Raw genomic sequence first — 26,823 nt, 5'->3', positions numbered from 1 at the left:
TGGGCGACTTCCACTATCTTGGCTGGGACAACATAAACCCCGATCATACCCGCATTAAGAGAAGCTGCGAAGCAGCATCCGCGAGAAAGCTGACCATGGTTGAAAATAGCGAACTACGTAAAGCCGGACTAAAAGTGACCCTGCCACGGGTCAAAATTCTACAGATGCTCGACTCTGCCGAGCAGCGCCACATGAGTGCGGAGGACGTTTACAAAGCACTTATGGAAGCTAACGAGGATGTCGGTCTGGCCACGGTTTATCGTGTCTTGACTCAGTTCGAAGCTGCCGGATTGGTGGTTCGCCACAATTTCGACGGCGGTCATGCGGTATTCGAACTGGCTGACGGCGGCCACCACGACCATATGGTCAACGTGGAATCCGGTGAAGTGATCGAGTTCTTCGAAGAGGAAATCGAGAAGCTTCAGAAGGCGATTGTCGAGAAGCACGGTTACGAGTTGGTGGATCACAACTTGGTGCTCTACGTGCGCAAGAAGAAGGTGTAACCTTCTGGCAGCATTATCGAAGGCGACCTCAGGGTCGCCTTCGTGCTTTCTGGTGTTCGGATTTTGTAGGGGCGATTAGTTGTGAGTGCGGTGTGCCTGACACGCCGCGCCGTATGGCCTTCGCAGACAAGTCAGCTCCTACAGAGGATCGCGTTCCACTGTGGGAGCAGGCTTGCAACTACGCGTCCCGCTGCGAAGGCAATGGATCAGTCGCAGATATTCCACAGACCGCACCGGTCTCTTCGCAGGCAAGCTGCTCCCACAGGAGGCTTCAGGCTTTCGCCGCGACCACCATCTTCTTCGCGTGAGCCAATGACTCTTTGGTGAGGTCGATACCGCCGAGCATACGCGCCACTTCTTCGATACGTTTGGTGTTGCTGAGTTTGGACACGGCAGTACGGGTGGCGTCGCTGTCGCGTACTTTGTGTACGAATAAATGCTGATGCCCTTGCGCGGCGACCTGCGGCAAGTGGGTGACGGTCATGACTTGCCCGCGATCGCCCAAACGGCGCAGCAGTTGCCCGACAATCTCCGCCGTCGGCCCGCCAATCCCGACATCGACTTCGTCGAATACCAGCGTGGGTACTCGCGAGGTTTGCGCGGTGATGACCTGAATCGCCAGGCTGATCCGCGACAGCTCACCGCCGGAAGCGACCTTGGCCAGCGCCTTGAGCGGTTGCCCAGGGTTGGCGCTTACCAGTAATTCGACCTGCTCAAGGCCATTGGGCAGCAGTTCTTTGCTGGTATTGGGGCGTAGTTCGATGCTGAAGCGCCCGCCGGGCATCCCCAGTCGTTGAATTTCCTGCTCGACTGCGCTGGCCAGATTCGGTGCAGAGCGATGACGCAGGTCACTCAGGTCGCGAGCCTTGTCCTGATAATGTCGCGCATAGGAAGCCAGTTCGTTCTCAAGGCGTTCGACGGCTTCATCATTGGCATTAAGGGTCTCGACTTCGTCCAGCAGTTTTTGCTGAAGCGCGGCGACTTCCGTGGGTTGAATACGGTGTTTGCGAGCCAGGGTGTAGATCGCATCGAGGCGTTCTTCAAGTTGCTGCAGGCGCGCGGGGTCTGCATCGAAATTATCGAGAAAGCGGTTCAGTTCGCCCACTGCTTCTTCGACCTGAATCTGTGCGCTGGAGAGCAGGCTGGCGGCTTCGCTCATGGCTGTCGGTGAGCTATTCACCCCGCTCAAGCGGTTGAGGCTGGCGGTCAGAGCGTTCAAAACATTGCCCGAGTCGTTCTCGCTGCATTGTTCGACGACCTGGCGGCAGATGCTCAACAAGCTTTCGGCATTGGTCAGGGTTTTGTGTTCCTGCTCCAGCTCATCGAGTTCGTTCTCACCGAGGCTGAGGCTCTCCAGTTCTTCGAGCTGATAACTGAGCAGTTGATGGCGCGAACGCTGTTCATCACCCGAGTTGGAAAGCCGATCCAGCTCCTGCCGGGTCTGGCGCCAGCGTTGTGCCGCCAGTTGCACCTGGCGCGCCAGGTCAGTGGCGCCAGCGTATTCGTCGAGCAGGCGGCGATGGGTGTCAGTCTTGAGCAGTGATTGATGTTCATGCTGACTGTGGATGTCGATCAGGAATTCGCCGAGGGCCTTCAAATCACCCAGGGGGCAGGGCGAGCCATTGATATAAGCGCGCGAGCGGCCCTCAGCGGTAATGACCCTGCGCAAGATGCACGGCCCGTCATTGTCCAGGTCACGCTCTTCGAGCCAGGCACGGGCTTCCGGGATCTCGGACAGGTCGAACGTGGCAAGGATATCGGCCTTGTCCGCACCGGGGCGAACCACGCCGCTGTCGGCGCGATCACCCAGCGTCAGGCCGAGGGCGTCGAGCATGATCGATTTGCCGGCGCCGGTTTCGCCAGTGATTACGCTCATGCCTCGGTCCAGCTCGAGATCGAGATGTTCGACGATGGCGTAGTTATGTACGGACAGGTGCACCAGCATAGAGGCGGCTCCCAAGCGATTTGTCTGGTTATTTATACAGTGTTTTGTTTCTTGCTGACAATGCCCGGCCTTAGCTCGATTTGGTTGATCGCCTGCTTTTTTAGTCCTCTGAGTGATTTATCCCCGTGCACCACGGGCTGAATGCGAGATCGGTTATTGGTCAGACTCAACGCAGTTGTGCTTCTTTCTGCCCTTGAAGCTGAAAATTAAGACCCCATATAGCGGGACAGAAGCGCGAGTTGAGCTCGCGGACGTTATTGAAAGGAGAAATCTATGGCTGACGAACAGAATCTGGATACGCAGACTCAGGATCAGACCGCTGAAGCGGTTTCGGGTGATGACATGTTGGCGCGTGTGCAAGTGCTTGAAGAGCAATTGGCTGCCGCCCAGGACCAGTCCCTGCGAGTTGCTGCGGATCTACAGAATGTCCGCCGCCGTGCCGAGCAGGATGTAGAAAAAGCCCACAAATTCGCTCTGGAAAAATTCGCCGGCGACCTGCTGCCGATCATCGACAGCCTGGAACGTGGCCTGGAGTTGTCCAATCCGGACGATGAAAGCATCCGTCCTATGCGCGAAGGCATCGAGCTGACCCTGAAAATGTTTCAGGACACTCTGAAGCGTTATCAGCTGGAAGCGATCGATCCACATGGCGAACCCTTCAACGCCGAGCATCACCAGGCGATGGCCATGCAAGAGAGCGCCGACGTCGAGCCGAACAGCGTGCTCAAGGTGTTCCAGAAAGGTTATCAGCTCAATGGCCGCCTGTTGCGTCCGGCGATGGTCGTGGTCAGCAAGGCTGTTGCGCCTGTAAGACCATCGATTGATGAGCAGGCTTGAAATCAGCCATCAGGCCCCCATTTAGAAGTCATGCGTTTAAGTGCTACCGCAATTTGTAAACGCAGTTGCGGCAACCAAATCCAAGTTTCGGGAGAGAGTTAACATGGGCAGAATTATCGGTATCGACCTGGGGACCACCAACTCCTGCGTCTCGATTATGGAAAACGGCAAAGTAAAAGTTATTGAAAACGCTGAAGGCGCGCGCACCACGCCGTCGATCATCGCTTATGCCAACGATGGTGAAACTCTGGTGGGTCAATCCGCCAAGCGCCAGGCAGTGACCAATCCGCACCACACCCTGTACGCGGTGAAGCGTTTGATCGGTCGCCGCTTCGAAGAAGAAGTCGTTCAGAAAGACATCCAGATGGTCCCTTACAAGATCGTCAAGGCTGACAACGGCGATGCATGGGTTGAAGTCAACGGCAAGAAAATGTCTCCGCCTCAGATTTCGGCAGAAATCCTGAAAAAAATGAAGAAGACCGCCGAAGACTACCTCGGCGAGACTGTGACTGAAGCGGTGATCACCGTTCCGGCCTACTTCAACGACAGCCAGCGTCAAGCCACCAAAGATGCTGGTCGTATCGCCGGTCTGGACGTCAAGCGCATCATCAACGAACCGACCGCAGCCGCTCTGGCTTACGGTATGGACAAAGCCAAGGGCGATCACACTGTGATCGTTTATGACTTGGGCGGCGGTACTTTCGACGTTTCGGTCATCGAAATCGCTGAAATCGACGGCGAGCACCAGTTCGAAGTGCTGGCTACCAACGGCGACACGTTCCTCGGTGGTGAAGACTTCGACATTCGCTTGATCGACTACCTTGTTGACGAATTCAAGAAAGAAAGCGGCATGAACCTTAAGGGTGACCCGCTGGCAATGCAGCGCCTGAAAGAAGCTGCTGAAAAAGCCAAGATCGAGCTGTCCTCCAGCCTGCAGACCGATGTCAACCTGCCGTACATCACTGCAGATGCGACCGGTCCCAAGCACTTGAACGTGAAGATCTCTCGCGCCAAGCTGGAATCGCTGGTTGAAGACCTGGTTCAACGCACCATCGAGCCTTGCCGCATTGCGCTGAAAGACTCTGGTATTGAAATCGGCGCGATCAACGACGTGATCCTGGTCGGTGGTCAGACCCGTATGCCGTTGGTACAGAAGCTGGTTACCGAATTCTTCGGTAAAGAAGCGCGTAAAGACGTCAACCCGGATGAAGCGGTTGCCATGGGTGCTGCCATCCAGGGCGCGGTATTGGCTGGCGACGTGAAAGACGTGCTGCTGCTGGACGTCAGCCCGCTGACTCTGGGTATCGAAACCATGGGCGGCGTGATGACTGCGCTGATCGAGAAAAACACCACGATTCCTACCAAGAAATCGCAAGTGTTCTCGACTGCCGATGACAACCAGGGCGCAGTAACCATCCACGTGCTGCAAGGCGAGCGTAAGCAAGCGACTCAGAACAAGTCGCTGGGCAAGTTCGATCTGGCCGAGATTCCGCCAGCACCACGCGGTGTGCCACAGATCGAAGTGACCTTCGACATCGATGCCAACGGCATCCTGCACGTAGGCGCCAAAGACAAAGCGACTGGCAAAACCCAGTCGATCGTGATCAAGGCCAACTCCGGTCTGTCTGAGGAAGAAATTCAGCAGATGGTACGTGATGCTGAAGCTCACGCCGAAGAAGATAACAAGTTCGCAGAGCTGGCCGCAGCCCGCAACCAGGGTGATGCGTTGGTCCACTCGACTCGCAAAATGATCAGCGATGCTGCCGACAAAGTGACTGCGGAAGAAAAAACCGCTATCGAAGCTGCGCTGACTGCTCTGGAAGCAGCCATCAAAGGCGACGACAAAGCGGCCATCGACGCCAAGGTTGAAGAGCTGTCCAAGGTGTCCGCACCTGTTGCTCAGAAAATGTACGCCGAGCAAGCCGAGAAGCCACAAGGCGCGGGCGAACATCATGCTGAAGAGCCTGCAAAAGCCGACGACGTCGTCGATGCAGAGTTCGAGGAAGTGAAAGAACACAAGTAAGCGCAAGCCCGCTTGTAAGCCGGTTGACTGCATTCAAGCGGTGGCTGGTAGGATGTCGCCGCGCGGGAGCTTGCTCCCGCGTTGGCGTGTCTGGAATAGACGAATTTTCAAGCTTGCGGGTTTAGGCCCGGAAGCCATGCGGCAAAGTCGGAATGCTCCTGCATCCGCCTTGTTTTGCTGTTGCTCCTAAGGTGAAAAGCCTTCGGTCAGCAGACTGACCGTTGAACCAAGACCAGGACCGTTGAATCGACGTGAGTTGGGTCCGGGCCTGTATCGGGCTCAACGAGTTTGGCAAAGCTCAGGAGGGTTTTGCCGGACGTCCTCAAGAGTGCAGAAGACTTATGGCAAAGCGTGATTATTACGAGATATTGGGTGTGGAGCGCGGCTCCAGCGAATCGGACCTGAAGAAGGCTTATCGCCGTCTCGCGATGAAGCATCACCCGGATCGCAACCCCGACGACAAAAAGTCAGAAGACATGTTCAAAGAGGCCAACGAGGCCTATGAAGTGCTTTCCGATGCCAGCAAGCGTGCGGCCTACGATCAGTACGGTCATGCCGGTGTCGACCCAAGCATGGGCGGCGGCGGTGCCGGTTTTGGTGCTGGAGGCGCGAACTTCTCTGATATCTTCGGCGATGTGTTCAGTGATTTCTTTGGTGGCGGTCGTGGCGGTTCCCGTGGTGGCGCCCAGCGCGGCAGCGACTTGCGTTACACCCTGGAGTTGAATCTCGAGGAGGCTGTGCGCGGTACCACCGTCAGTATTCGCGTACCGACACTGGTCAACTGCAAGCCCTGCGATGGTTCCGGCGCGAAGAAAGGCTCGTCGCCGATCACCTGTCCAACCTGCGGTGGCATTGGTCAAGTGCGCATGCAGCAAGGCTTCTTCTCGGTGCAGCAAACCTGCCCGCGTTGCCATGGGCACGGCAAGATCATTTCCGACCCTTGCGATTCGTGCAACGGCGAAGGCCGGGTCGAAGAGTACAAGACCCTTTCGGTGAAAGTGCCGGCGGGTGTCGATACCGGTGATCGCATTCGTCTTTCCGGCGAAGGTGAGGCGGGCACGCAGGGCGGCCCGACTGGCGATCTGTATGTGGTAATCAACGTTCGTGAACATGCGATTTTCCAGCGTGACGGCAAGCATTTGTACTGCGAAGTACCGATCAGCTTCGCTGATGCGGCGCTGGGTGGCGAACTGGAAGTGCCGACGCTTGATGGTCGGGTCAAACTGAAAATCCCCGAAGGTACTCAGACCGGCAAGCAGTTCCGTCTGCGTGGCAAGGGTGTGGCGCCGGTACGCGGTGGGGGTGCGGGCGACTTGATGTGCCGCGTTGCCGTCGAAACCCCGGTCAATCTGGGGCGCCGTCAGCGTGAATTGCTCGAAGAGTTCCGTGCTTCGCTCGAAGGCGACAGCTCGCATTCGCCTAAGGCCAGCGGTTGGTTCGAGGGTGTGAAGCGTTTTTTCGGCGATCTGTAAGGGCTATCTAGTCAGGAGCAAGACATGCGACGTATTGCAGTAATGGGTGCCGCTGGGCGCATGGGTAAAACCCTGATCGAGGCGGTCCAGCAAGCGCAGGGCGCGGGGTTGACCGCGGCGGTCCATCGTCCGGACAGTTCGTTGGTCGGAGCGGATGCCGGTGAGCTCGCTGGGCTGGGTCGGATCGGCGTTCCGCTGTCGGGCGATCTGGCCAGAGTGGCTGACGAGTTCGACGTGCTGATCGACTTCACTCATCCGTCGGTGACTCTGAAGAACCTGGCGTTCTGCCGCAAGGCGGGCAAGGCCATGGTCATCGGTACCACGGGCTTTACGGCTGAGGAGAAGCAGCGTCTGGTCGAGGCGGCGAAAGACATCCCGATCGTGTTCGCGGCCAACTTCAGCATCGGCGTCAATCTGTGCCTGAAATTGCTGGATACCGCTGCTCGCGTGCTGGGTGATGACGTCGATATCGAAATCATCGAGGCTCACCATCGGCACAAGGTCGACGCGCCGTCCGGTACTGCGCTGCGTATGGGTGAAGTGGTGGCCAAGGCATTGGATCGCGATCTGGAGAAGGTTGCGGTTTATGGACGTGAAGGCCAGACCGGTGCGCGTGATCGTCAGAGCATTGGTTTTGCGACCATTCGTGGGGGCGATGTCGTCGGCGATCACACCGTGTTGTTCGCTGCTGATGGTGAGCGCGTGGAAATCACGCACAAGGCGTCCAGTCGCATGACTTTCGCCAAAGGCGCTGTCCGGGCTGCATTGTGGCTCGATGGTCAGGCGCCAGGCCTGTACGATATGCAAGACGTGCTGGATCTGCATTGATCGCCTGATCGTGCACTGCAATACAGGGGGTTGGAGTTCATGTTTCGCATGGGCTTCGACCCTGTTTCAACCCGCCAAGCGATGTTCCGTCGCATTCCCCTGCCTTTTAGGCTCATTGGCGGTAGACCAAAAGACCCCTTTTCTGTAAGCTACAGCTTTAGTGTGTCCACTAAAAGCGCGCAGATAATTCGAAAAGAAGCGGGGTGACGTGTCTACGTCATTCCGCTTTTTTGCAGCCTGCGAACGCCCTTTCAGGCTTTATTTACGGGAGGTCTTCTTGACTAAGCCAGCCATACTCGCCCTTGCTGATGGCAGCATTTTTCGCGGCGAAGCCATTGGAGCCGACGGTCAAACCGTTGGTGAGGTGGTGTTTAACACCGCAATGACCGGCTATCAGGAAATCCTTACCGATCCTTCCTATGCCCAACAGATCGTTACCCTGACGTACCCGCACATCGGCAACACCGGTACGACACCGGAAGACGCCGAGTCCAATCGCGTCTGGTCAGCAGGCCTGGTCATTCGTGACTTGCCGCTGGTCGCGAGCAACTGGCGCAACAAAATGTCCCTCGCGGACTACTTGAAGGCCAACAACGTCGTCGCCATTGCTGGTATCGACACTCGTCGCCTGACCCGCATTCTGCGTGAGAAAGGCTCGCAAAACGGCTGCATCATGGCCGGCGATAACATTTCCGAAGAAGCTGCGATTGCTGCTGCACGCGGCTTCCCTGGTCTGAAGGGCATGGATCTGGCGAAAGTCGTCAGTACCACCGAAAGCTACGAATGGCGCTCGGGCGTCTGGAGCCTGGCCACTGACAGCCATCCTGACGTCGCTGCCGCCGATCTGCCTTACCACGTCGTGGCCTACGATTACGGCGTCAAGCTGAACATCCTGCGCATGTTGGTGGATCGCGGTTGCCGCGTGACCGTGGTTCCGGCTCAAACCTCGGCAGCCGACGTGCTCGCGCTCAAGCCGGACGGTGTGTTCCTGTCCAACGGCCCTGGCGATCCAGAGCCGTGCGACTACGCGATCAAGGCGATTCAGGACGTACTGGAAACCGAGACGCCGATTTTCGGTATCTGCCTGGGCCACCAACTGTTGGCACTCGCCTCCGGCGCCAAGACCCTGAAAATGGGCCACGGCCACCACGGCGCGAACCATCCGGTCCAGGATCTGGACACGGGTGTGGTAATGATTACCAGCCAGAACCACGGTTTTGCGGTGGACGAAACCACGCTGCCAGCCAACGTCCGGGCGACTCAAAAATCGCTGTTCGACGGCAGCTTGCAAGGCATCGAGCGCACCGACAAGAGCGCGTTCAGCTTCCAGGGTCACCCTGAAGCGAGCCCGGGCCCGACTGACGTGGCTCCCTTGTTCAATCGCTTTATCGAAGCCATGGCCAAGCGTCGCTGAGCGTCGCCTTGAGAATGTAGCGAGCAGGGGTTGAGCAGGGCCCGGACGACAGACTGTCCGGCTGATCCGCTCAACCCTCTCAGAGAAATGTTCAAGACGGCTTGCCGACTGACCTGCGGATTTGAGTGACAACCCATGCCAAAACGTACAGATATTAAAAGCATCCTGATTCTCGGCGCCGGCCCCATCGTGATCGGCCAGGCCTGTGAATTCGACTACTCCGGCGCCCAGGCCTGTAAAGCCCTGCGTGAAGAGGGTTACCGCGTCATCCTGGTGAACTCCAACCCGGCCACCATCATGACCGACCCGTCGATGGCTGATGCGACCTACATCGAACCGATCAAATGGCAGACCGTTGCCAAGATCATCGAGAAGGAGCGTCCAGACGCTCTGTTGCCGACCATGGGTGGCCAAACCGCCCTGAACTGTGCGCTGGACCTGGAGCGCGAAGGCGTTCTGGAGAAGTTCGGCGTCGAAATGATCGGTGCCAATGCCGACACCATCGACAAGGCTGAAGACCGTTCGCGCTTCGACAAGGCGATGAAGTCCATCGGCCTGGATTGCCCGCGTTCGGGTATCGCCCACTCCATGGAAGAGGCGAACACCGTCCTGGAAAAACTGGGCTTCCCATGCATCATTCGTCCGTCCTTCACCATGGGCGGCACGGGCGGTGGTATCGCCTACAACCGTGAAGAATTCGAAGAAATCTGCACCCGTGGTCTGGATCTGTCACCGACCAAAGAGCTGCTGATCGACGAATCGCTGATCGGCTGGAAAGAGTACGAGATGGAAGTGGTCCGCGACAAAAAGGACAACTGCATCATCGTCTGCTCCATCGAAAACTTTGACCCGATGGGCGTGCACACCGGCGACTCGATCACTGTTGCGCCAGCGCAAACGCTGACCGACAAGGAATACCAGATCATGCGTAACGCCTCGCTGGCGGTACTGCGTGAGATCGGCGTTGAAACCGGCGGCTCCAACGTGCAGTTCGGCATCTGCCCTGACACCGGCCGTATGGTCGTGATCGAGATGAACCCGCGGGTTTCCCGGTCCTCGGCGCTGGCCTCGAAAGCCACTGGCTTCCCGATTGCTCGCGTGGCCGCCAAGCTGGCGATCGGTTACACCCTCGACGAATTGCAGAACGAAATCACTGGTGGCAAGACTCCAGCGTCCTTCGAACCTTCGATCGATTACGTGGTCACCAAGCTGCCACGTTTCGCCTTCGAAAAATTCCCCAAGGCTGACGCACGCCTGACCACGCAGATGAAGTCGGTCGGCGAAGTCATGGCCATCGGTCGTACTTTTCAGGAATCCCTGCAGAAAGCCCTGCGCGGCCTGGAAGTGGGTGTCAGCGGTCTGGACCCCAAGCTCGACCTGAGCAATCCGGAAAGCATGAGCGTGCTCAAGCGCGAACTGACCGTACCGGGTGCAGAGCGCATCTGGTACGTGGCAGACGCCTTCCGTGCCGGCATGTCGGTTGAAGAAATCTTCAGCATGAACATGATCGACCCTTGGTTCCTGGTGCAGATCGAAGATCTGATCAAGGAAGAAGAGAAGATCAAGACCCTGGGTCTGGCCACTATCGACCGTGACCTGATGTTCCGCCTCAAGCGCAAAGGGTTCTCCGATGCGCGTCTGGCCAAACTGCTGGGCGTCACCGAGAAAAGCTTGCGTCGCCATCGTCACAAGCTTGAGATCTTCCCGGTCTACAAGCGCGTCGATACCTGCGCGGCCGAGTTCGCCACTGACACTGCCTATCTGTACTCGACCTACGAGGAAGAGTGCGAGGCCAACCCTTCGACGCGCGACAAGATCATGATTCTGGGCGGCGGTCCAAACCGCATCGGCCAGGGTATCGAGTTCGACTACTGCTGTGTACACGCCGCGCTGGCGCTGCGCGAAGACGGGTACGAGACCATCATGGTCAACTGCAACCCGGAAACCGTATCCACCGATTTTGACACCTCGGATCGCCTGTACTTCGAACCGGTGACCCTGGAAGACGTGCTGGAAATCGTCCGCGTCGAGAAGCCTAAAGGCGTGATCGTCCAGTACGGCGGCCAGACTCCTCTGAAACTGGCGCGTGCCCTGGAAGAAGCTGGCGTACCAATCATCGGTACCAGCCCTGATGCCATCGACCGTGCCGAAGACCGTGAGCGTTTCCAGCAAATGGTCGAGCGCCTGAATCTGCGTCAGCCACCTAACGCTACTGTGCGCAGTGAAGACGAAGCGATTCGTGCGGCTGGCAAGATTGGTTATCCGCTGGTGGTGCGTCCGTCCTACGTGTTGGGCGGTCGGGCGATGGAAATCGTTTACGAAGAAGAAGAGCTGAAGCGTTACTTGCGTGATGCGGTGCAAGTGTCCAACGACAGCCCTGTGCTGCTGGACCACTTCCTCAATTGCGCCATCGAGATGGATGTCGATGCGGTTTGCGACGGTACCGACGTTGTGATCGGCGCGATCATGCAGCACATCGAACAAGCGGGCGTTCACTCCGGTGACTCCGCATGCTCGCTGCCGCCGTACTCGCTGCCTGCGCATATCCAGGACGAGATGCGTGAGCAGGTCAAGAAAATGGCCCTGGAATTGGGCGTGGTCGGTTTGATGAACGTACAGTTGGCGCTGCAAGGCGAAGACATCTACGTCATCGAAGTCAATCCGCGCGCCTCGCGTACCGTGCCGTTCGTGTCGAAGTGCATCGGTGTTTCCCTGGCGATGATCGCGGCGCGCGTCATGGCCGGTAAAACCCTGAAGGAAATTGGTTTCACCAAAGAAATCATTCCGAACTTCTACAGCGTGAAAGAAGCGGTGTTCCCGTTCGCCAAGTTCCCTGGCGTTGACCCGATCCTCGGCCCAGAGATGAAGTCGACCGGCGAAGTGATGGGCGTAGGCGATACCTTCGGTGAGGCGTTCGCCAAGGCCCAGATGGGTGCCAGCGAGCTGCTGCCGACCGGCGGTACCGCGTTCATCAGCGTGCGTGACGATGACAAGCCGCTGGTAGCGGGGGTCGCGCGTGACCTGATCAACCTCGGTTTCGAAATCGTTGCGACAGCAGGTACCGCCAAGCTGATTGAAGCTGCGGGCCTGAAAGTGCGCCGCGTGAACAAGGTGACGGAAGGTCGTCCGCACGTCGTCGACATGATCAAGAATGACGAAGTCACGCTGATCATCAACACCACGGAAGGTCGTCAGTCGATCGCTGACTCCTACTCTATTCGTCGTAATGCCTTGCAGCACAAAATTTACTGCACGACCACCATCGCTGCGGGCGAGGCCATCTGTGAAGCGCTCAAGTTCGGTCCAGAGAAGACTGTGCGTCGCTTGCAGGATCTACATGCAGGATTGAAGGTATGATCAAATATCCAATGACCGTTCAGGGCGCTCGCGCCCTGGAAGAAGAACTGACCCACCTGACAAAGGTGATTCGTCCCAAGCTCAGCCAGGACATCGGCACTGCACGTGAGCTGGGTGACCTCAAGGAAAACGCTGAGTACCATGCCGCTCGTGAGCAGCAGGGCATGGTGGAAGCGCGCGTTCGTGATATCGAGGGCCGACTGCAGAACGCAGTGGTCATCGACGTCAAGACGATTGCGCATACAGGCAAAGTGATTTTCGGCACGACTGTCGAGATTGCTAACGTCGAAACCGATGAGCGCGTGAAGTATCAGATCGTTGGTGAAGACGAAGCTGATATCAAGCAGGGCAAGCTTTCGGTCGGCTCACCCATCGCTCGCGCCTTGATTGCCAAGGAAGAAGGTGATGTGGTTACCGTCAAAACGCCAGGTGGCGTGATCGAGTACGAGATTGTCGAAGTCAGCCACCTTTAACAAGCGTCGCCCGTTTCGTGCGGGCGCCATTATCTGGCAGATCGCTCAAACGCTTTGGGTGGGCGGTCTGGTATTGCTGCATCTGGCAATGTTGACGGTGCTCGAACAAACGGGGCTGGCGCCATTGCTGATCGATGAAGTTGCCAGTCTGTCGGGGGCGTTGCTGGTGGGATTTGCGGCGTTCTGCGTAGCTTTGCAGATGGTGGTCCTGGTACAGGTCGAGCGTCTGTCGAGTCTTTGGCTTGATTTGCGTGGGCAATTGCTATTGATAGCGATGCTGGCTTCAGCGAGCCATTACGTGCTGTATCGCTGGCTACCGGGTGCAATGCGCTGGCAGTTGTTGAGTTATCTGGTGTTGGCGTTGTCCGGGCTTCTGCTGGTCATCCAGCCTGTGCCGGGTGGAAGCGGCAGGGCGCGCGATGCGCGCCCCTGACCGATTTTTTTATACGACAGCGCGGTGTACGTTGGACAGTAGCTTGTTTACCTTGGCATTTTTGCGGTAGATCAACGCCATTTTGCCGATGACTTGCACCAAATCCGCTTTGCCGGCCTTGCACAGTTCTGCAATGGCCCCTAAGCGGCTTTCGCGGTCGAGGATGTTGAGTTTGATTTTAATCAGCTCGTGATCGCTCAATGCGCGTTCAAATTCGGCTAACACACCTTCAGTCAAACCATTGTCAGCCACAATCAATACCGGTTTCAGATGGTGGCCAATAGATTTGTACTGTTTCTTCTGCTCCTGAGTGAGCGGCATAATCTGACCCCTGCGTCTGATCTTGTAAAAAGCGGCGGCCAGTTTACCCGAGCGAGTCCGGGACCGCCCAGTTAATCACGACTCGTTTATTTTTGAGGTGCCCTGTGGCCCGTTCCAAAACAAGCCATAACTGGTTGAGAGAACACTTCGACGACCCCTACGTCAAAATGGCGCAGAAAGATGGGTATCGTTCGCGAGCCAGCTACAAGCTGCTGGAGATCCAGGAAAAGGACAAATTAATCCGCCCTGGCATGACCGTGATCGACCTTGGCGCAGCGCCGGGCGGGTGGTCACAGGTCACCAGCCGTCTGATTGGTGGGCAGGGGCGTCTGATCGCTTCCGACATCCTGGAAATGGACAGTATCCCCGACGTGACCTTCATTCAGGGCGACTTCACCCAGGATGCGGTGCTGACACAAATCCTTGAGGCTGTCGGTAATACTCAAGTAGACCTTGTGATTTCCGATATGGCCCCCAATATGAGTGGTCTGGCAGCAGTGGATATGCCACGCGCCATGTTCCTCTGTGAGTTGGCTCTTGATCTGGCTGGACGGGTTTTACGCCCGGGTGGCGATTTTCTGATCAAGGTCTTCCAGGGCGAAGGTTTCGACGTGTTCCACAAGGACATCCGCAAGCTGTTCGACAAGGTGCAGATGCGCAAGCCTTCGGCTTCTCGTGATCGGTCCCGTGAGCAGTATCTGCTGGGTCGCGGTTTTCGCGGGATTGCAGGCTCTGAAAGCGACGAGCGGCTTTGATGCGAGTCGATAGGTTTTTTTAAATAGTCTTGCCAACGAAGCATAAACGAACATTATGTAGTTAAGGTTTCACAAAGGGTTACAGACGGCACCTGCCACACCTGTAGGTTATGTAGTAGTTTAGGCCGGTGAATATCATGCGAGGCACGCTCCTGCGTGGAGCTTGCTTCAGAGGGTAGCTAATTGAACGATATGGCAAAGAATTTGATCCTGTGGTTGATCATCGCCGCTGTCCTGGTGACAGTGATGAACAACTTCTCCAGCCCAAACGAGCCGCAAACCCTCAACTATTCCGAGTTCATCCAGCAGGTTAAGGATGGCAAGGTCGAGAAGGTTGCCGTCGACGGCTATGTCATCACCGGCAAGCGCGCCGATGGCGACACCTTCAAGACCATTCGTCCGGCGATTCAGGATAATGGCCTGATCGGCGACCTGGTCGACAACCATGTGGTCATCGAAGGCAAGCAACCAGAGCAGCAGAGCATCTGGACTCAGCTGCTGGTCGCAAGCTTCCCGATTCTGGTGATCATCGCTGTCTTCATGTTCTTCATGCGCCAGATGCAAGGCGGTGCCGGTGGTAAAGGTGGGCCGATGAGCTTTGGCAAGAGCAAGGCGCGGCTGCTGTCCGAGGACCAGGTCAAGACTACGCTGGGCGACGTCGCCGGTTGTGATGAAGCCAAGGAAGAGGTGGGTGAGCTCGTCGAGTTCCTCCGCGATCCGGGCAAGTTTCAGCGTCTGGGTGGGCGAATCCCGCGCGGCGTGCTGATGGTGGGCCCGCCAGGTACCGGTAAAACCCTGCTGGCCAAGGCCATTGCGGGTGAAGCCAAGGTACCGTTCTTTACGATTTCCGGTTCCGACTTCGTTGAAATGTTCGTGGGTGTCGGTGCTAGCCGCGTCCGTGACATGTTCGAACAAGCCAAGAAACACGCACCTTGCATCATATTCATCGACGAAATCGATGCCGTCGGTCGCCATCGTGGTGCTGGCATGGGGGGTGGTCACGACGAGCGTGAACAGACTCTCAACCAGTTGCTGGTCGAGATGGATGGCTTCGAAGTGAATGACGGTATCATCGTCATTGCGGCCACCAACCGTCCAGACGTACTCGACCCTGCGCTGCTGCGTCCGGGCCGTTTCGACCGTCAGGTTGTGGTCGGCCTGCCGGATATTCGTGGTCGTGAGCAGATTCTCAAAGTCCATATGCGCAAAGTGCCGATGGGCGAAGACGTCAACCCGGGCGTGATCGCTCGTGGTACGCCGGGCTTCTCCGGTGCTGACCTGGCTAACCTGGTCAACGAGGCTTCTCTGTTCGCTGCTCGCACGGGTAAACGCATCGTCGAGATGAAAGAGTTCGAGCTGGCCAAAGACAAGATCATGATGGGCGCTGAGCGCAAATCCATGGTCATGTCCGAGAAAGAGAAGCAGAACACGGCTTATCACGAAGCGGGTCACGCCATCGTGGGTCGGGTAGTGCCTGAGCACGACCCGGTGTACAAGGTGTCGATCATCCCGCGCGGTCGTGCGCTGGGTGTGACCATGTTCCTGCCTGAAGAAGATCGTTACAGCCTGTCCAAGCGCGCCTTGATCAGCCAGATCTGCTCGCTGTACGGCGGCCGGATCGCCGAAGAGATGACCCTTGGCTTCGACGGTGTGACCACTGGCGCCTCCAACGACATCATGCGTGCAAGTCAAATTGCCCGGAACATGGTGACCAAGTGGGGGTTGTCGGAGAAGCTCGGTCCGCTGATGTATGCCGAAGATGAAGGTGAAATGTTCCTCGGTCGCGGCGGTAGTCAGCATTCCAGTGTGTCTGCTGAAACGGCAAGGCTTATCGATTCGGAAGTTCGCAGCATCATTGACCAGTGCTACGGCACGGCCAAACAGATCCTGACGGACAACCGTGACAAGCTTGATGCCATGGCAGATGCTCTGATGAAGTATGAAACCATCGATGCTGAACAGATCGATGACATCATGGCTGGTCGCGCTCCTCGCGAGCCGCGTGATTGGGCAGGTGGTTCCGGCACTCCGGTTGCACCTCTGGACCCACGTCCAGAAACCCCTATCGGCGGTCCAGCTGCTGAACACTAAGGCCTGACATGACTTCTCCGCTGTGCCCAACCCGGTTGCCTTGCGGCAACCGGGTTCTTGATTTGGCCCATACGCACGTCATGGGCATTCTGAATATCACGCCAGACTCCTTCTCTGATGGCGGTCGTTTCAGCCAGCGTGACGCAGCATTGCGTCACGCCGAGGCGATGGTGGCCGCAGGCGCGACATTGATCGACGTCGGCGGCGAGTCCACCCGGCCCGGCGCGCGCGTGGTTTCTCCTATTGAAGAGCTGGAGCGTGTGGCCCCCATTGTCGAGGCGTTGAACCGGGAACTGGATGTCATCATCTCGGTTGATACCTCTACGCCAGCGGTTATTCGTGAGGCGGCGCGCCTGGGGGCTGGTCTTATCAATGATGTGCGCTCGCTGCGCCGTGAGGGTGCCCTGGACGCCGCGGCAGCTACGGGTTTGCCGGTGTGTCTAATGCACATGCGTGGCGAACCGGGCGATATGCAGGACAATCCGCAGTATCAGGATCTGGTGGGTGAGGTCGGCGCGTTTTTGCTTGAGCGTATGGAACAGTGCGCGGCGGCCGGTATACCTCGAGAGCGTATCGTTCTGGACCCTGGATTTGGGTTTGCTAAAAACCTTCAGCATAACCTGAGCCTGTTCAAGCACATGGAGGCCTTGCATGCGCTTGGCAGGCCGTTGTTGGTGGGTGTCTCGCGCAAGAGCATGATTGGTCAGGTACTTGCGCGTCCGGTTGCCGAGAGGCTTTCTGGTGGTCTGGCTCTGGCGGCCATGGCCGTAATCAAGGGCGCACGAATTCTGCGTGTTCATGATGTTGCCGAAACTGTCGACGTGGTGCGAATGATCGCCGCTGTCGAGTCGGCTGAATAAGAATGATGGAGCATCCATGACTAGAAAATATTTTGGTACCGACGGTATTCGTGGTCGGGTCGGCCAATTCCCGATCACCCCGGATTTCATGCTCAAGCTCGGCTGGGCAGCCGGGATGGCTTTCCGTCGTCTGGGTGCTTGTCGGGTATTGGTCGGTAAAGACACGCGGATCTCTGGCTACATGTTCGAGTCGGCTCTGGAAGCCGGCCTTTCGGCGGCGGGCGCTGACGTCATGCTGTTGGGGCCGATGCCTACCCCGGCCATCGCCTATCTGACGCGGACCTTCCATGCCGAAGCCGGCATTGTGATCAGTGCTTCGCACAATCCTCATCATGACAACGGCATCAAGTTTTTCTCCGGTCAGGGCACCAAGCTGCCTGATGAAGTGGAGAAGATGATCGAAGAGCTGCTCGATGCGCCGATGACGGTGGTCGAGTCCGAGAAGCTCGGAAAGGTGTCGCGTATCAACGACGCTGCCGGGCGTTACATCGAATTCTGTAAAAGCAGTGTTCCGACCAGTACTGACTTCGCCGGCTTGAGGCTGGTCATTGATTGTGCTCATGGCGCCACGTACAAAGTCGCCCCCAATGTTTTTCGTGAGTTGGGTGCGCAGGTGACGGTGCTGTCGGCTCAACCCAACGGCCTGAACATCAATGACGACTGCGGTTCGACCCATATGGGTAACTTGCAGGCTGCGGTACTGGCAGAGCAGGCCGACCTCGGCATCGGCTTCGATGGTGACGGTGATCGGGTGCTGATGGTCGATCACACCGGCGCGATCGTCGATGGTGATGAGCTGTTATTCATCATCGCGCGTGATCTGCAGGAGCGAGGCAAGTTGCAGGGTGGTGTCGTCGGCACGCTGATGACCAATCTTGGCGTTGAGCTGGCGTTCGCTGATTTGAACATCCCGTTCGTGCGGGCCAACGTGGGCGATCGCTACGTGACTGCGGAATTGCTTGAGCGCAATTGGCAGCTCGGTGGTGAGGGTTCAGGTCATCTCGTTTGCTTCCAGCACACGACTACCGGTGATGCGATTATTGCGGCGCTGCAGGTCTTGCTGTCGCTGCGTCGTCGTGACGAAAGCCTGGCTCTGGCGCGGCAAGCATTGCGCAAGTGTCCTCAGGTGCTGGTTAACGTGCGTTTTGCGGGCGGTATTGATCCGGTCGAGCATCCTGCTGTGAAAGAGGCTTGCGAGCGGGTCACCGTCGCTATGGGCGGCCGTGGTCGCGTGCTGCTGCGCAAGTCTGGCACCGAGCCGCTGGTTCGCGTCATGGTCGAAGGTGAGGACGAGGTTCTGGTTCGCGGTTACGCCGATGAGCTGGCAAAACTGGTTACTGAAGTTTGCGCCTGATTTCGGCTTGCCAGTGTTGATGTGGTTGGGTAACATCTGCGCCCACTTTGATCGACGAGGTACAGCATGCGTCGCCTGATGGTAGCTGGTAACTGGAAAATGCACGGTACCCGCGCCAGCGTCGCTGAGCTGATTAAAGGCCTTCGTAATCAGGCCTTGCCAGGCGGTGTTGATGTTGCGGTTTTTCCGCCTTGCTTGTACATCAATGAAGTGGTTGACGGGCTCCAGGGCAAGTCAATCGCTGTAGGTGCGCAGAATTCTGCGGTAGAGCCAATGCAAGGTGCACTGACCGGTGAAATTGCACCGAGTCAACTGGCTGATGCGGGCTGTACCCTGGTGCTGGTAGGGCACTCTGAGCGTCGCCTGATCATGGGCGAGCGTGATGGTGTCCTTAATCGCAAGTTTGCAGCAGCCCAGGCGTGCGGTTTGACGCCGGTGTTGTGTGTAGGGGAAACCCTGGAGCAGCGCGAAGCAGGCAAGACGCTTGAGGTTGTAGGGCGTCAGCTTGGCAGTATCATCGAAGAGCTGGGCGTCGGTGCTTTTGTAAATGCAGTCATCGCTTACGAGCCAGTCTGGGCCATAGGTACCGGGTTGACTGCATCGCCCCAACAGGCGCAGGAAGTGCACGCAGCCATTCGTGCGCAGTTGGCGGCAGAGAATGCTGAAGTCGCGCGCGGTGTGCGGCTTCTTTATGGCGGCAGCGTGAAGGCGGCCAATGCGGCTGAACTGTTCGGCATGCCGGATATCGATGGGGGGCTCATTGGTGGGGCTTCCCTGAATGCAGATGAGTTCGGTGCGATTTGTCGTGCCGCGGGAAACTGAAAAAATGCTGGAAACAGTCGTAGTCGTTTTTCATCTGTTGGGCGCTCTGGGCGTTGTCGCTCTGGTATTGCTGCAGCAGGGTAAAGGTGCGGATGCTGGTGCGTCTTTCGGTGCAGGTGCTTCAAATACTGTGTTCGGAAGCCAAGGTTCCTCTACCTTTCTTAGTAAGTTTACTGCTATACTTGCCGCAGGTTTTTTCATAACCAGCTTAGGGTTAGGTTACTTTGCTAAAGAGAAAGCTCATCAGCTGACTCAAGTAGGTTTGCCTAATCCAGCAGCATTGGAAGTACCACAGCAGAAGCCGGCGGCAAGTGATGTGCCGGTGCTCGAAGCGCAAAAGCCAGCGGTTAATCCTGCTGACGTACCTCAAGCGCCAGAGCAGAAGTAAGACGGGATTGAGCGGTTGATGTTGAGCCGCTAAAGAGTTGTATTGCCGAGGTGGTGGAATTGGTAGACACGCAACCTTGAGGTGGTTGTGCCCATAGGGTGTAGGGGTTCGAGTCCCCTTCTCGGTACCAATTATCAGGACAGCCCGCAGTAGCGGGCTTTCTTGTAGGTGGAGGTTTGATTGACCCTGAAAGGGATCGGTCGTATACTTCCGCCCCAGCTTTGTCGCGGGGTGGAGCAGTCTGGTAGCTCGTCGGGCTCATAACCCGAAGGTCGTTGGTTCAAATCCAGCCCCCGCAACCAGTTTTAGCGGAGCCCCTTTTTAGGGGCTTTTTGTTAGCTGGACAGTTTATAACGCCGCTATTCAACGGCGTTTTCAGGGATGGGCGCTTCGCCCATTTTTTATTTGCATAGCATGCACGAGGGGGTTCAGGTGTCGAGCAAGCTAGAACAGTTGCAGGCCTTGTTGGCCCCGGTGGTCGTGGCCCTTGGCTATGAATGCTGGGGAATTGAGTTTTCGGCTCAAGGTCGCCATTCACTGTTGCGTATTTATATCGATAAAGAAGGCGGCGTTTTGGTGGATGACTGCGCCATAGTCAGCCGTCAAATCAGCGGTGTTCTGGATGTTGAAGATCCGATAGCTGTTGAATACACCCTTGAAGTCTCTTCTCCTGGCATGGAGCGCCCACTGTTCACTCTTGAACAGTTTGCTTTACACGCCGGTGAACAAGTGAAAATAAAGCTGCGCTCGCCCTTCGATGGTCGTCGCAACTTTCAGGGCCTTCTCCGCGGGGTGGAGGAGCAGGATATCGTGGTGCAGGTAGATGATCACGAATACTTGTTGCCGATCGACTTGATCGACAAAGCCAACATTATTCCCAGTTTTGACTGAGACGCGGATCCCGCGGATCCAATGGCTTGCGAAAGGCGAGGCGTACGATGAGCAAAGAAGTACTGCTGGTTGTTGAGTCGGTGTCCAATGAAAAGGGCGTTCCGGCAGGTGTGATTTTTGAAGCGCTTGAGCTGGCTCTTGCCACTGCTACCAAGAAACGTTTCGAAGATGAAGTTGAACTGCGTGTGGAGATCAATCGCCAGACCGGTAACTACGAGACCTTTCGTCGCTGGACAGTGGTCGAAGACGAAGATCTGGACGATCCAGCATTCGAGTTGGCTGTAGATCAGGCCCAGGAGAAACAGCCAGGCGCCGTAGCCGGCGATGTTGTCGAAGTTAAAATCGACTCCATCGAATTCGGTCGGATCGCTGCGCAGACTGCTAAACAGGTCATCGTGCAGAAAGTTCGCGAAGCCGAGCGTGCTCAAGTCGTTGATGCCTACCGCGAGCGTCTGGGTGAAATCATCTCTGGCACCGTTAAAAAGGTTACGCGTGACAATGTCATCGTCGACCTGGGTAACAATGCTGAAGCGTTGCTGGCGCGTGAAGACATCATTTCGCGGGAGACTTTCCGTGTAGGTGTCCGCGTTCGTGCATTGCTCAAAGAAATTCGCACTGAAAACCGTGGCCCTCAGTTGATCCTGTCGCGTACTGCGCCAGAGATGCTGATCGAGCTGTTCCGGATCGAAGTACCGGAAATCTCCGAAGGTCTCATCGAGGTGATGGCTGCCTCTCGTGACCCGGGTTCGCGTGCAAAAATCGCTGTTCGTTCCAAGGACAAACGAATCGATCCGCAAGGCGCTTGTATCGGCATGCGTGGTTCGCGCGTTCAAGCTGTTTCCGGCGAATTGGGCGGCGAGCGTGTGGATATCGTGCTGTGGGACGACAACCCGGCGCAGTTCGTGATCAACGCCATGTCGCCAGCTGAAGTGGCGGCAATTATCGTCGATGAAGATGCCCATGCAATGGACATCGCCGTTGGCGCAGACAACCTGGCTCAGGCCATTGGTCGCGGCGGTCAGAACGTGCGTCTGGCCAGCCAGTTGACTGGTTGGACCCTGAACGTGATGACCGAATCGGACATCCAGGCTAAGCAGCAAGCAGAAACCGGTGACATCCTGCGCAACTTCATCGACGAGCTGGAAGTCGACGAAGATCTGGCACAGGTGCTGGTCGATGAAGGCTTCACCAGCCTGGAAGAGATTGCCTACGTACCGTTGGAAGAAATGCTCAACATCGATGGCTTTGACGAAGATACCGTCAACGAGCTTCGCGCTCGGGCCAAGGATCGTTTGTTGACTAAAGCCATCGCTACTGAGGAAAAGCTGGCAGACGCCCATCCGGCCGAAGACCTGCTCTCGCTTGAGGGTATGGACAAGGATTTGGCGATGGAACTGGCGGTGCGCGGCGTAATTACCCGCGAAGACCTGGCCGAGCAGTCTATTGACGACCTGCTCGACATCGACGGCATTGACGATATTCGTGCCGGCAAGTTGATCATGGCCGCCCGAGCCCATTGGTTCGAGTAAGTAGGCGCGGCCTGAGGAGAGAAGTGCATGACGCAAGTCACGGTGAAAGAACTGGCCACAGTGGTCGACACACCGGTAGAGCGCCTGTTACAGCAGATGCGTGAGGCAGGTCTGCCGCACACCGCCGCCGAGCAAGTTGTGACCGATATAGAGAAACAAGCCCTGTTGACGCATTTGAAAAGCGGTCACAAGGCTAAAGTGGAAGAGCCGCGCAAGATCACTTTGCAGCGCAAAACCACCAGTACCCTGCGCGTTGCTGGCAGCAAAAGCATCAGCGTTGAAGTGCGCAAGAAGAAAGTGTTCGTACAACGCAGCCCGGAAGAAATCGAAGCCGAGCGCAAGCGCGAGCTGGATGAACGTCGTGCTGTAGAAAATGCCGCACGTCAAAAGGCTGAAGAAGAAGCCAAGCGTCGCGCCGAAGAACAGGCGCGTAACCAGCCTGCTGCTGCGCAATCGACTGCTCCTGCTGCCGTTGCCGCTCCTGTTGCTTTTGTCGAACCTGTGCGAGAAGTGCCGGTTGTGGCTGCAGCACCCGTTGCTGACGCACGCAAGAAAGACGAACAGCGCCGTCCGGACAAACCACGCAGCGATGACAACAGTCGTCGTGGCAGTGGTGATGGTGATCGCAAGAACGCTCCGCATCGCGCTTCTGTTAAAGAGAAAGCGCCAGCGCCACGCGTCGCGCCTCGTACTACCGACGAAGAAAGCGACAGCTTCCGTCGTGGTGGTCGCGGCAAGGCCAAGCTGAAAAAGCGCAATGCTCACGGTTTCCAGAGCCCAACCGGCCCTGTAGTCCGCGACGTTGCCATCGGCGAGACTATCACTGTCGGCGAGTTGTCGGCACAGATGTCGGTCAAAGCGGCTGAAGTGATCAAGTTCATGTTCAAGATGGGCACCCCGGTGACCATCAACCAGGTACTGGATCAGGAAACTGCCCAGTTGATCGCCGAAGAGTTGGGCCACAAGGTCAAACTGGTCAGCGACAACGCCCTGGAAGATTCCCTGGCCGAATCGTTGAAGTTCGAAGGTGAAGAGTTCTCTCGTGCTCCAGTCGTGACCGTAATGGGCCACGTTGACCACGGTAAAACCTCGCTGCTCGACTACATCCGTCGCGCCAAGGTTGCAGCTGGCGAAGCCGGTGGCATCACTCAGCACATCGGTGCGTACCACGTTGAAACTGACCGTGGCATGGTGACGTTCCTCGACACCCCTGGTCACGCTGCGTTTACCGCAATGCGTGCTCGTGGTGCCAAGGCGACCGACATCGTGATTCTGGTTGTTGCTGCGGACGACGGCGTCATGCCGCAGACCATCGAAGCTGTTCAACATGCCAAGGCTGCCGGTGTCCCGCTGGTCGTAGCAGTGAACAAAATCGACAAGCCGGGTGCCGATCTCGATCGCATCAGGAGCGAACTGTCTGTTCACGGTGTGACCTCCGAAGAATGGGGCGGCGATACTCCGTTCGTTTCGGTTTCCGCGAAAGTGGGTACCGGCGTTGACGAACTGCTTGAAGCCGTCCTGTTGCAAGCCGAAGTTCTGGAACTGAAAGCGACCCCGTCCGCTCCTGGTCGTGGTGTCGTGGTTGAATCGCGTCTCGACAAAGGTCGTGGTCCGGTTGCAACCGTTCTGGTTCAAGACGGTACGCTGCGCCAAGGCGACATGGTGTTGGTCGGCTCGAACTATGGCCGCATCCGCGCCATGCTCGACGAGAACGGCAAGTCGATCAAGGAAGCCGGTCCTTCCATCCCTGTCGAGATTCTCGGCCTGGACGGTACTCCGGATGCTGGCGATGAGCTGAGCGTACTGACTGACGAGAAGAAAGCCCGTGAAGTGGCTCTGTTCCGTCAGGGCAAGTTCCGCGAAGTCAAACTGGCTCGTGCTCACGCTGGCAAGCTGGAAAACATCTTCGAGAACATGGGTCAGGAAGAGAAGAAGACGCTTAACATCGTCCTCAAATCTGACGTCCGTGGTTCGTTGGAAGCCTTGAATGGCGCTTTGAATGGCCTGGGCAACGACGAAGTGCAAGTGCGCGTGGTCGGCGGCGGTGTCGGTGGTATCACCGAGAGCGACGCCAACCTGGCACTGGCCTCCAACGCTGTACTGTTCGGCTTCAACGTGCGTGCCGATGCCGGCGCTCGCAAGATCGTCGAGCAGGAAGGTCTGGATATGCGTTACTACAACGTAATCTACGACATCATCGAAGACGTCAAGAAAGCCCTCACCGGTATGCTTGGCAGCGACGTCCGGGAGAACATCCTGGGTATCGCTGAAGTCCGCGACGTGTTCCGTTCGCCGAAGTTTGGCGCGATCGCCGGTTGCATGGTTACCGAAGGTGTTGTTCACCGTAACCGTCCAATCCGTGTACTGCGTGAAGACATCGTTATCTTCGAAGGCGAGCTGGAATCCCTGCGCCGCTTCAAGGATGACGCTTCCGAAGTACGTGCCGGCATGGAATGCGGTATCGGCGTGAAGAGCTACAACGACGTTAAAGTCGGTGACAAGATCGAAGTGTTCGAGAAAGTCCAAGTGGCTCGCAGCCTCTAAGTCGCGAGCTGTAAGAGCCATGGCGGGTCGTCGCATGCAAATGCATCACGATCCGTCATGGGCTCTAAACGCAACGCCCGGTCCGGCATTTTGTCAGGCCGGGCGTTTGCCGCTTTCAGACCGTGCGGGTTTCGCCCCAGGTCAGTGACAGGTAGTAATACATGGCAAAAGAATATAGCCGTACCCAACGTATTGGCGATCAGATGCAGCGCGAGCTGGCACAGCTGATCCGCCGTGAAATCAAAGACCCGCGCGTCGGCCTGGTCACCATCACCGCTGTCGACGTCAGCCGTGACGTCGGTCATGCGAAGATTTTCATGACCGTGATGGGCCAGGACAGCGCTGAAGACATCGCGCAGACCATCAAGGTGCTCAACTCGGCGGCAGGTTTCCTGCGCATGCAGCTGGCCCGCGAAATGAAACTGCGCAGTGTGCCGCAGCTGCACTTCCACTACGACGAAAGCGTCGTGCGTGGCGCTCATCTTTCGGCTCTGATCGAGCGTGCGGTGGCCGAGGATGGTAATCACCCGGAAGACGCTCAGTCAGAAAACACGCCAGAAAGCTCTTTGCCAGAAAACAGCAAGGAGTAGCGCGGGTGGCTCAGGTCAAGCGTATACGCCGCAACGTCAGCGGGATCATCCTGCTCGACAAACCGCTGGGCTTTACATCCAACGCGGCCTTGCAGAAGGTGCGTTGGTTGCTCAATGCGGAAAAGGCCGGGCATACCGGCAGCCTCGATCCGCTCGCGACGGGTGTCTTGCCGTTGTGCTTCGGTGAAGCGACAAAGTTTTCCCAGTACTTGCTCGATTCGGACAAGGCGTACGAAACCAAGATGCAATTGGGTAAAACCACCACCACGGCGGACGCCGAAGGTGAAGTTTTACAGACGCGCCCGGTGACCGTTGGTCGTGCCGATATCGAAGCGGTTTTGCCGGCTTTTCGCGGTGAAATCAGTCAGATACCGCCAATGTACTCAGCGCTCAAGCGTGATGGCCAGCCGCTGTACAAGCTGGCCCGAGCGGGGGAAGTGGTGGAGCGTGAACCGCGTTCTGTTACTATTGCGCGCCTGGAATTGCTGGAGTGCGAAGCCGATACAGCGCGCCTGGCGGTTGACTGCAGCAAAGGCACCTATATTCGTACCCTGGTCGAAGATATCGGTGAAAAGCTCGGTTGTGGCGCCTACGTTGCTGAGTTGCGCCGCACCCAGGCCGGACCTTTCAGCCTGGCCCAGACGGTTACGCTGGAAGAGTTGGAGCAGGTACACGCCGACGGCGGCAACGAAGCGGTAGATCGCTTCCTGATGCCATCGGACAGCGGTTTGCTGCACTGGCCGCTGTTGCAGTTCTCGGAACACAGTTCGTTCTACTGGTTGCATGGTCAACCAGTCAGAGCACCGGACGCGCCGCAGTTCGGCATGGTTCGAGTGCAAGATCATGAAGGCCGCTTCATCGGTATCGGTGAAGTGAGTGAAGACGGGCGGATCGCGCCACGTCGATTGATTCGGTCAGAATGATCGAACGAGGGTGGCTGTCAGTAGGCACGGTCACTACTCATTTTAAAATACGAGGGTTTGCCCTCGGCCTATTGAAGCTGTCTCTTCGGAGCGGTTTCCTGAAAAAAGGATTGCCCACATGGCACTCAGCGTTGAAGAAAAAGCTCAAATCGTAACCGACTACCAGCAAGCTGTTGGTGATACTGGTTCTCCAGAAGTGCAAGTTGCACTGCTGACCCACAACATCAACAAACTGCAAGGCCACTTCAAGGCCAACGGTAAAGATCACCACTCGCGTCGTGGTCTGATCCGTATGGTAAACCAGCGTCGCAAGCTGCTGGATTACCTGAAAGGTAAGGACGTTAGCCGTTACAGCGCTCTGATCGCTCGTCTGGGTCTGCGTCGCTAATAACGATGTGCTAGAGGTTGGTTGTTTGTCACGACTCGTCGGGTTTACTCGACGGATCGGGGCAGGCTTCCAGCCTCAAGTT

23 protein-coding genes and 2 tRNA genes are annotated in these 26,823 nt (G+C 57.1%); 23 read left to right on the top strand and 2 right to left on the bottom strand.

Translation table 11 applies throughout. The annotated features are described in order from the left end of the window. Positions 1–95 precede the first annotated feature (95 nt). Positions 96–503, top strand: coding sequence for a ferric iron uptake transcriptional regulator (gene fur, locus AC1MEE_RS21660; protein WP_480411593.1), 408 nt, complete (start codon positions 96–98; stop codon positions 501–503). Between the two features lie 271 nt (positions 504–774). Here fur and recN read toward each other — a convergent pair whose 3' ends face one another. After that, complete coding sequence (gene recN / locus AC1MEE_RS21655; RefSeq protein ID WP_480411592.1) at positions 775–2,448, bottom strand: DNA repair protein RecN; 1,674 nt, start codon at positions 2,446–2,448, stop codon at positions 775–777. A 273-nt stretch (positions 2,449–2,721) separates the two neighbouring features. Between recN and grpE the strand changes: the two genes are divergently transcribed. The 8 genes from grpE to AC1MEE_RS21615 all read left to right on the top strand — a co-directional run bounded on the left by grpE (position 2,722) and on the right by AC1MEE_RS21615 (position 13,285). Beyond that, the gene (grpE, locus tag AC1MEE_RS21650; protein ID WP_480411591.1) at positions 2,722–3,285 is read left to right on the top strand and encodes a nucleotide exchange factor GrpE; all 564 of its coding nucleotides are present in this window, start codon (positions 2,722–2,724) and stop codon (positions 3,283–3,285) included. 103 nt (positions 3,286–3,388) lie between these two features. Then, positions 3,389–5,308, top strand: a complete 1,920-nt coding sequence (gene dnaK / locus AC1MEE_RS21645; protein ID WP_480411590.1) for a molecular chaperone DnaK — start codon at positions 3,389–3,391, stop codon at positions 5,306–5,308. A 341-nt stretch (positions 5,309–5,649) separates the two neighbouring features. Continuing rightward, positions 5,650–6,780: a molecular chaperone DnaJ gene (gene dnaJ / locus AC1MEE_RS21640; protein WP_480411589.1), complete on the top strand. Its 1,131-nt coding sequence runs from the start codon at positions 5,650–5,652 to the stop codon at positions 6,778–6,780. Positions 6,781–6,804: 24 nt separating this feature from the next. Further along, complete coding sequence (dapB, locus tag AC1MEE_RS21635) at positions 6,805–7,608, top strand: 4-hydroxy-tetrahydrodipicolinate reductase (protein ID WP_480411588.1); 804 nt, start codon at positions 6,805–6,807, stop codon at positions 7,606–7,608. Between the two features lie 277 nt (positions 7,609–7,885). Then, a complete protein-coding gene (gene carA, locus AC1MEE_RS21630) occupies positions 7,886–9,022 on the top strand; it encodes a glutamine-hydrolyzing carbamoyl-phosphate synthase small subunit (protein ID WP_480411587.1) in 1,137 nt (378 codons plus the stop codon). A gap of 135 nt (positions 9,023–9,157) precedes the next feature. Further along, positions 9,158–12,379 (top strand): carbamoyl-phosphate synthase large subunit, encoded by a 3,222-nt coding sequence (gene carB / locus AC1MEE_RS21625; RefSeq protein WP_480411586.1) that lies wholly within the window; start codon positions 9,158–9,160, stop codon positions 12,377–12,379. Continuing rightward, complete coding sequence (gene greA / locus AC1MEE_RS21620; RefSeq protein ID WP_480411585.1) at positions 12,376–12,852, top strand: transcription elongation factor GreA; 477 nt, start codon at positions 12,376–12,378, stop codon at positions 12,850–12,852. The genes carB and greA overlap by 4 nt, the downstream gene beginning before the upstream one ends. Positions 12,853–12,880: 28 nt before the next feature. Continuing rightward, positions 12,881–13,285 carry an MFS transporter gene (locus AC1MEE_RS21615; protein WP_480416295.1) on the top strand — a complete coding sequence of 135 codons (405 nt, stop codon included), beginning with the start codon at positions 12,881–12,883 and terminating at the stop codon, positions 13,283–13,285. 9 nt (positions 13,286–13,294) lie between these two features. Here AC1MEE_RS21615 and AC1MEE_RS21610 read toward each other — a convergent pair whose 3' ends face one another. Next, on the bottom strand, positions 13,295–13,606 hold the full coding sequence (locus tag AC1MEE_RS21610; RefSeq protein ID WP_480411584.1) for a YhbY family RNA-binding protein: 312 nt from the start codon (positions 13,604–13,606) through the stop codon (positions 13,295–13,297). Between the two features lie 104 nt (positions 13,607–13,710). Here AC1MEE_RS21610 and rlmE point away from each other — a divergent pair, with 104 nt between their 5' ends. The 14 genes from rlmE to rpsO all read left to right on the top strand — a co-directional run bounded on the left by rlmE (position 13,711) and on the right by rpsO (position 26,741). Further along, entirely contained in the window at positions 13,711–14,361 is a 651-nt protein-coding gene (rlmE, locus tag AC1MEE_RS21605; RefSeq protein WP_480411583.1) for a 23S rRNA (uridine(2552)-2'-O)-methyltransferase RlmE, read from the top strand. A 192-nt stretch (positions 14,362–14,553) separates the two neighbouring features. After that, positions 14,554–16,452, top strand: coding sequence for an ATP-dependent zinc metalloprotease FtsH (ftsH, locus tag AC1MEE_RS21600; protein ID WP_480411582.1), 1,899 nt, complete (start codon positions 14,554–14,556; stop codon positions 16,450–16,452). Positions 16,453–16,460: 8 nt separating this feature from the next. Next, positions 16,461–17,312 (top strand): dihydropteroate synthase, encoded by an 852-nt coding sequence (gene folP / locus AC1MEE_RS21595; RefSeq protein WP_480411581.1) that lies wholly within the window; start codon positions 16,461–16,463, stop codon positions 17,310–17,312. Between the two features lie 16 nt (positions 17,313–17,328). After that, positions 17,329–18,666 (top strand): phosphoglucosamine mutase, encoded by a 1,338-nt coding sequence (gene glmM / locus AC1MEE_RS21590; RefSeq protein WP_480411580.1) that lies wholly within the window; start codon positions 17,329–17,331, stop codon positions 18,664–18,666. Positions 18,667–18,732: 66 nt separating this feature from the next. Then, positions 18,733–19,488 carry a triose-phosphate isomerase gene (tpiA, locus tag AC1MEE_RS21585; protein WP_480411579.1) on the top strand — a complete coding sequence of 252 codons (756 nt, stop codon included), beginning with the start codon at positions 18,733–18,735 and terminating at the stop codon, positions 19,486–19,488. A 4-nt stretch (positions 19,489–19,492) separates the two neighbouring features. Continuing rightward, entirely contained in the window at positions 19,493–19,876 is a 384-nt protein-coding gene (gene secG, locus AC1MEE_RS21580; RefSeq protein ID WP_480411578.1) for a preprotein translocase subunit SecG, read from the top strand. A gap of 44 nt (positions 19,877–19,920) precedes the next feature. Then, positions 19,921–20,006: transfer RNA gene (locus AC1MEE_RS21575), tRNA-Leu, on the top strand. Between the two features lie 95 nt (positions 20,007–20,101). After that, a tRNA-Met gene (locus AC1MEE_RS21570) sits at positions 20,102–20,178 on the top strand. Between the two features lie 130 nt (positions 20,179–20,308). Beyond that, entirely contained in the window at positions 20,309–20,767 is a 459-nt protein-coding gene (gene rimP / locus AC1MEE_RS21565) for a ribosome maturation factor RimP (RefSeq protein ID WP_480416294.1), read from the top strand. Between the two features lie 47 nt (positions 20,768–20,814). Next, positions 20,815–22,296: a transcription termination factor NusA gene (gene nusA, locus AC1MEE_RS21560; RefSeq protein WP_480411577.1), complete on the top strand. Its 1,482-nt coding sequence runs from the start codon at positions 20,815–20,817 to the stop codon at positions 22,294–22,296. A 27-nt stretch (positions 22,297–22,323) separates the two neighbouring features. Then, complete coding sequence (infB, locus tag AC1MEE_RS21555; RefSeq protein WP_480411576.1) at positions 22,324–24,840, top strand: translation initiation factor IF-2; 2,517 nt, start codon at positions 22,324–22,326, stop codon at positions 24,838–24,840. Between the two features lie 161 nt (positions 24,841–25,001). Next, entirely contained in the window at positions 25,002–25,430 is a 429-nt protein-coding gene (gene rbfA, locus AC1MEE_RS21550; RefSeq protein ID WP_480411575.1) for a 30S ribosome-binding factor RbfA, read from the top strand. 5 nt (positions 25,431–25,435) lie between these two features. Next, entirely contained in the window at positions 25,436–26,353 is a 918-nt protein-coding gene (gene truB, locus AC1MEE_RS21545; RefSeq protein ID WP_480411574.1) for a tRNA pseudouridine(55) synthase TruB, read from the top strand. 118 nt (positions 26,354–26,471) lie between these two features. Then, positions 26,472–26,741 (top strand): 30S ribosomal protein S15, encoded by a 270-nt coding sequence (gene rpsO, locus AC1MEE_RS21540; protein WP_397449884.1) that lies wholly within the window; start codon positions 26,472–26,474, stop codon positions 26,739–26,741. Positions 26,742–26,823: the final 82 nt, after the last annotated feature.

The sequence above is a fragment of the Pseudomonas sp. ASL3 genome (genome assembly GCF_056680425.1).
Note: the sequence above shows the minus strand (reverse complement) of the source record. Positions and strands in the feature narration are given on the sequence as shown.

Bases quoted from the DNA above. Each gene is read 5' to 3' on its own strand.
- rpsO (WP_397449884.1), top strand. From the start codon at position 26,472: ATGGCACTCAGCGTTGAAGAAAAAGCTCAAATCGTAACCGACTACCAG.
- nusA (WP_480411577.1), top strand. From the start codon at position 20,815: ATGAGCAAAGAAGTACTGCTGGTTGTTGAGTCGGTGTCCAATGAAAAG.
- dnaK (WP_480411590.1), top strand. From the start codon at position 3,389: ATGGGCAGAATTATCGGTATCGACCTGGGGACCACCAACTCCTGCGTC.
- secG (WP_480411578.1), top strand. From the start codon at position 19,493: ATGCTGGAAACAGTCGTAGTCGTTTTTCATCTGTTGGGCGCTCTGGGC.
- tpiA (WP_480411579.1), top strand. From the start codon at position 18,733: ATGCGTCGCCTGATGGTAGCTGGTAACTGGAAAATGCACGGTACCCGC.
- recN (WP_480411592.1), bottom strand. From the start codon at position 2,448: ATGCTGGTGCACCTGTCCGTACATAACTACGCCATCGTCGAACATCTC.
- AC1MEE_RS21610 (WP_480411584.1), bottom strand. From the start codon at position 13,606: ATGCCGCTCACTCAGGAGCAGAAGAAACAGTACAAATCTATTGGCCAC.
- folP (WP_480411581.1), top strand. From the start codon at position 16,461: ATGACTTCTCCGCTGTGCCCAACCCGGTTGCCTTGCGGCAACCGGGTT.
- glmM (WP_480411580.1), top strand. From the start codon at position 17,329: ATGACTAGAAAATATTTTGGTACCGACGGTATTCGTGGTCGGGTCGGC.
- dapB (WP_480411588.1), top strand. From the start codon at position 6,805: ATGCGACGTATTGCAGTAATGGGTGCCGCTGGGCGCATGGGTAAAACC.
- infB (WP_480411576.1), top strand. From the start codon at position 22,324: ATGACGCAAGTCACGGTGAAAGAACTGGCCACAGTGGTCGACACACCG.
- ftsH (WP_480411582.1), top strand. From the start codon at position 14,554: ATGGCAAAGAATTTGATCCTGTGGTTGATCATCGCCGCTGTCCTGGTG.
- grpE (WP_480411591.1), top strand. From the start codon at position 2,722: ATGGCTGACGAACAGAATCTGGATACGCAGACTCAGGATCAGACCGCT.
- rbfA (WP_480411575.1), top strand. From the start codon at position 25,002: ATGGCAAAAGAATATAGCCGTACCCAACGTATTGGCGATCAGATGCAG.
- greA (WP_480411585.1), top strand. From the start codon at position 12,376: ATGATCAAATATCCAATGACCGTTCAGGGCGCTCGCGCCCTGGAAGAA.
- dnaJ (WP_480411589.1), top strand. From the start codon at position 5,650: ATGGCAAAGCGTGATTATTACGAGATATTGGGTGTGGAGCGCGGCTCC.
- carB (WP_480411586.1), top strand. From the start codon at position 9,158: ATGCCAAAACGTACAGATATTAAAAGCATCCTGATTCTCGGCGCCGGC.
- fur (WP_480411593.1), top strand. From the start codon at position 96: ATGGTTGAAAATAGCGAACTACGTAAAGCCGGACTAAAAGTGACCCTG.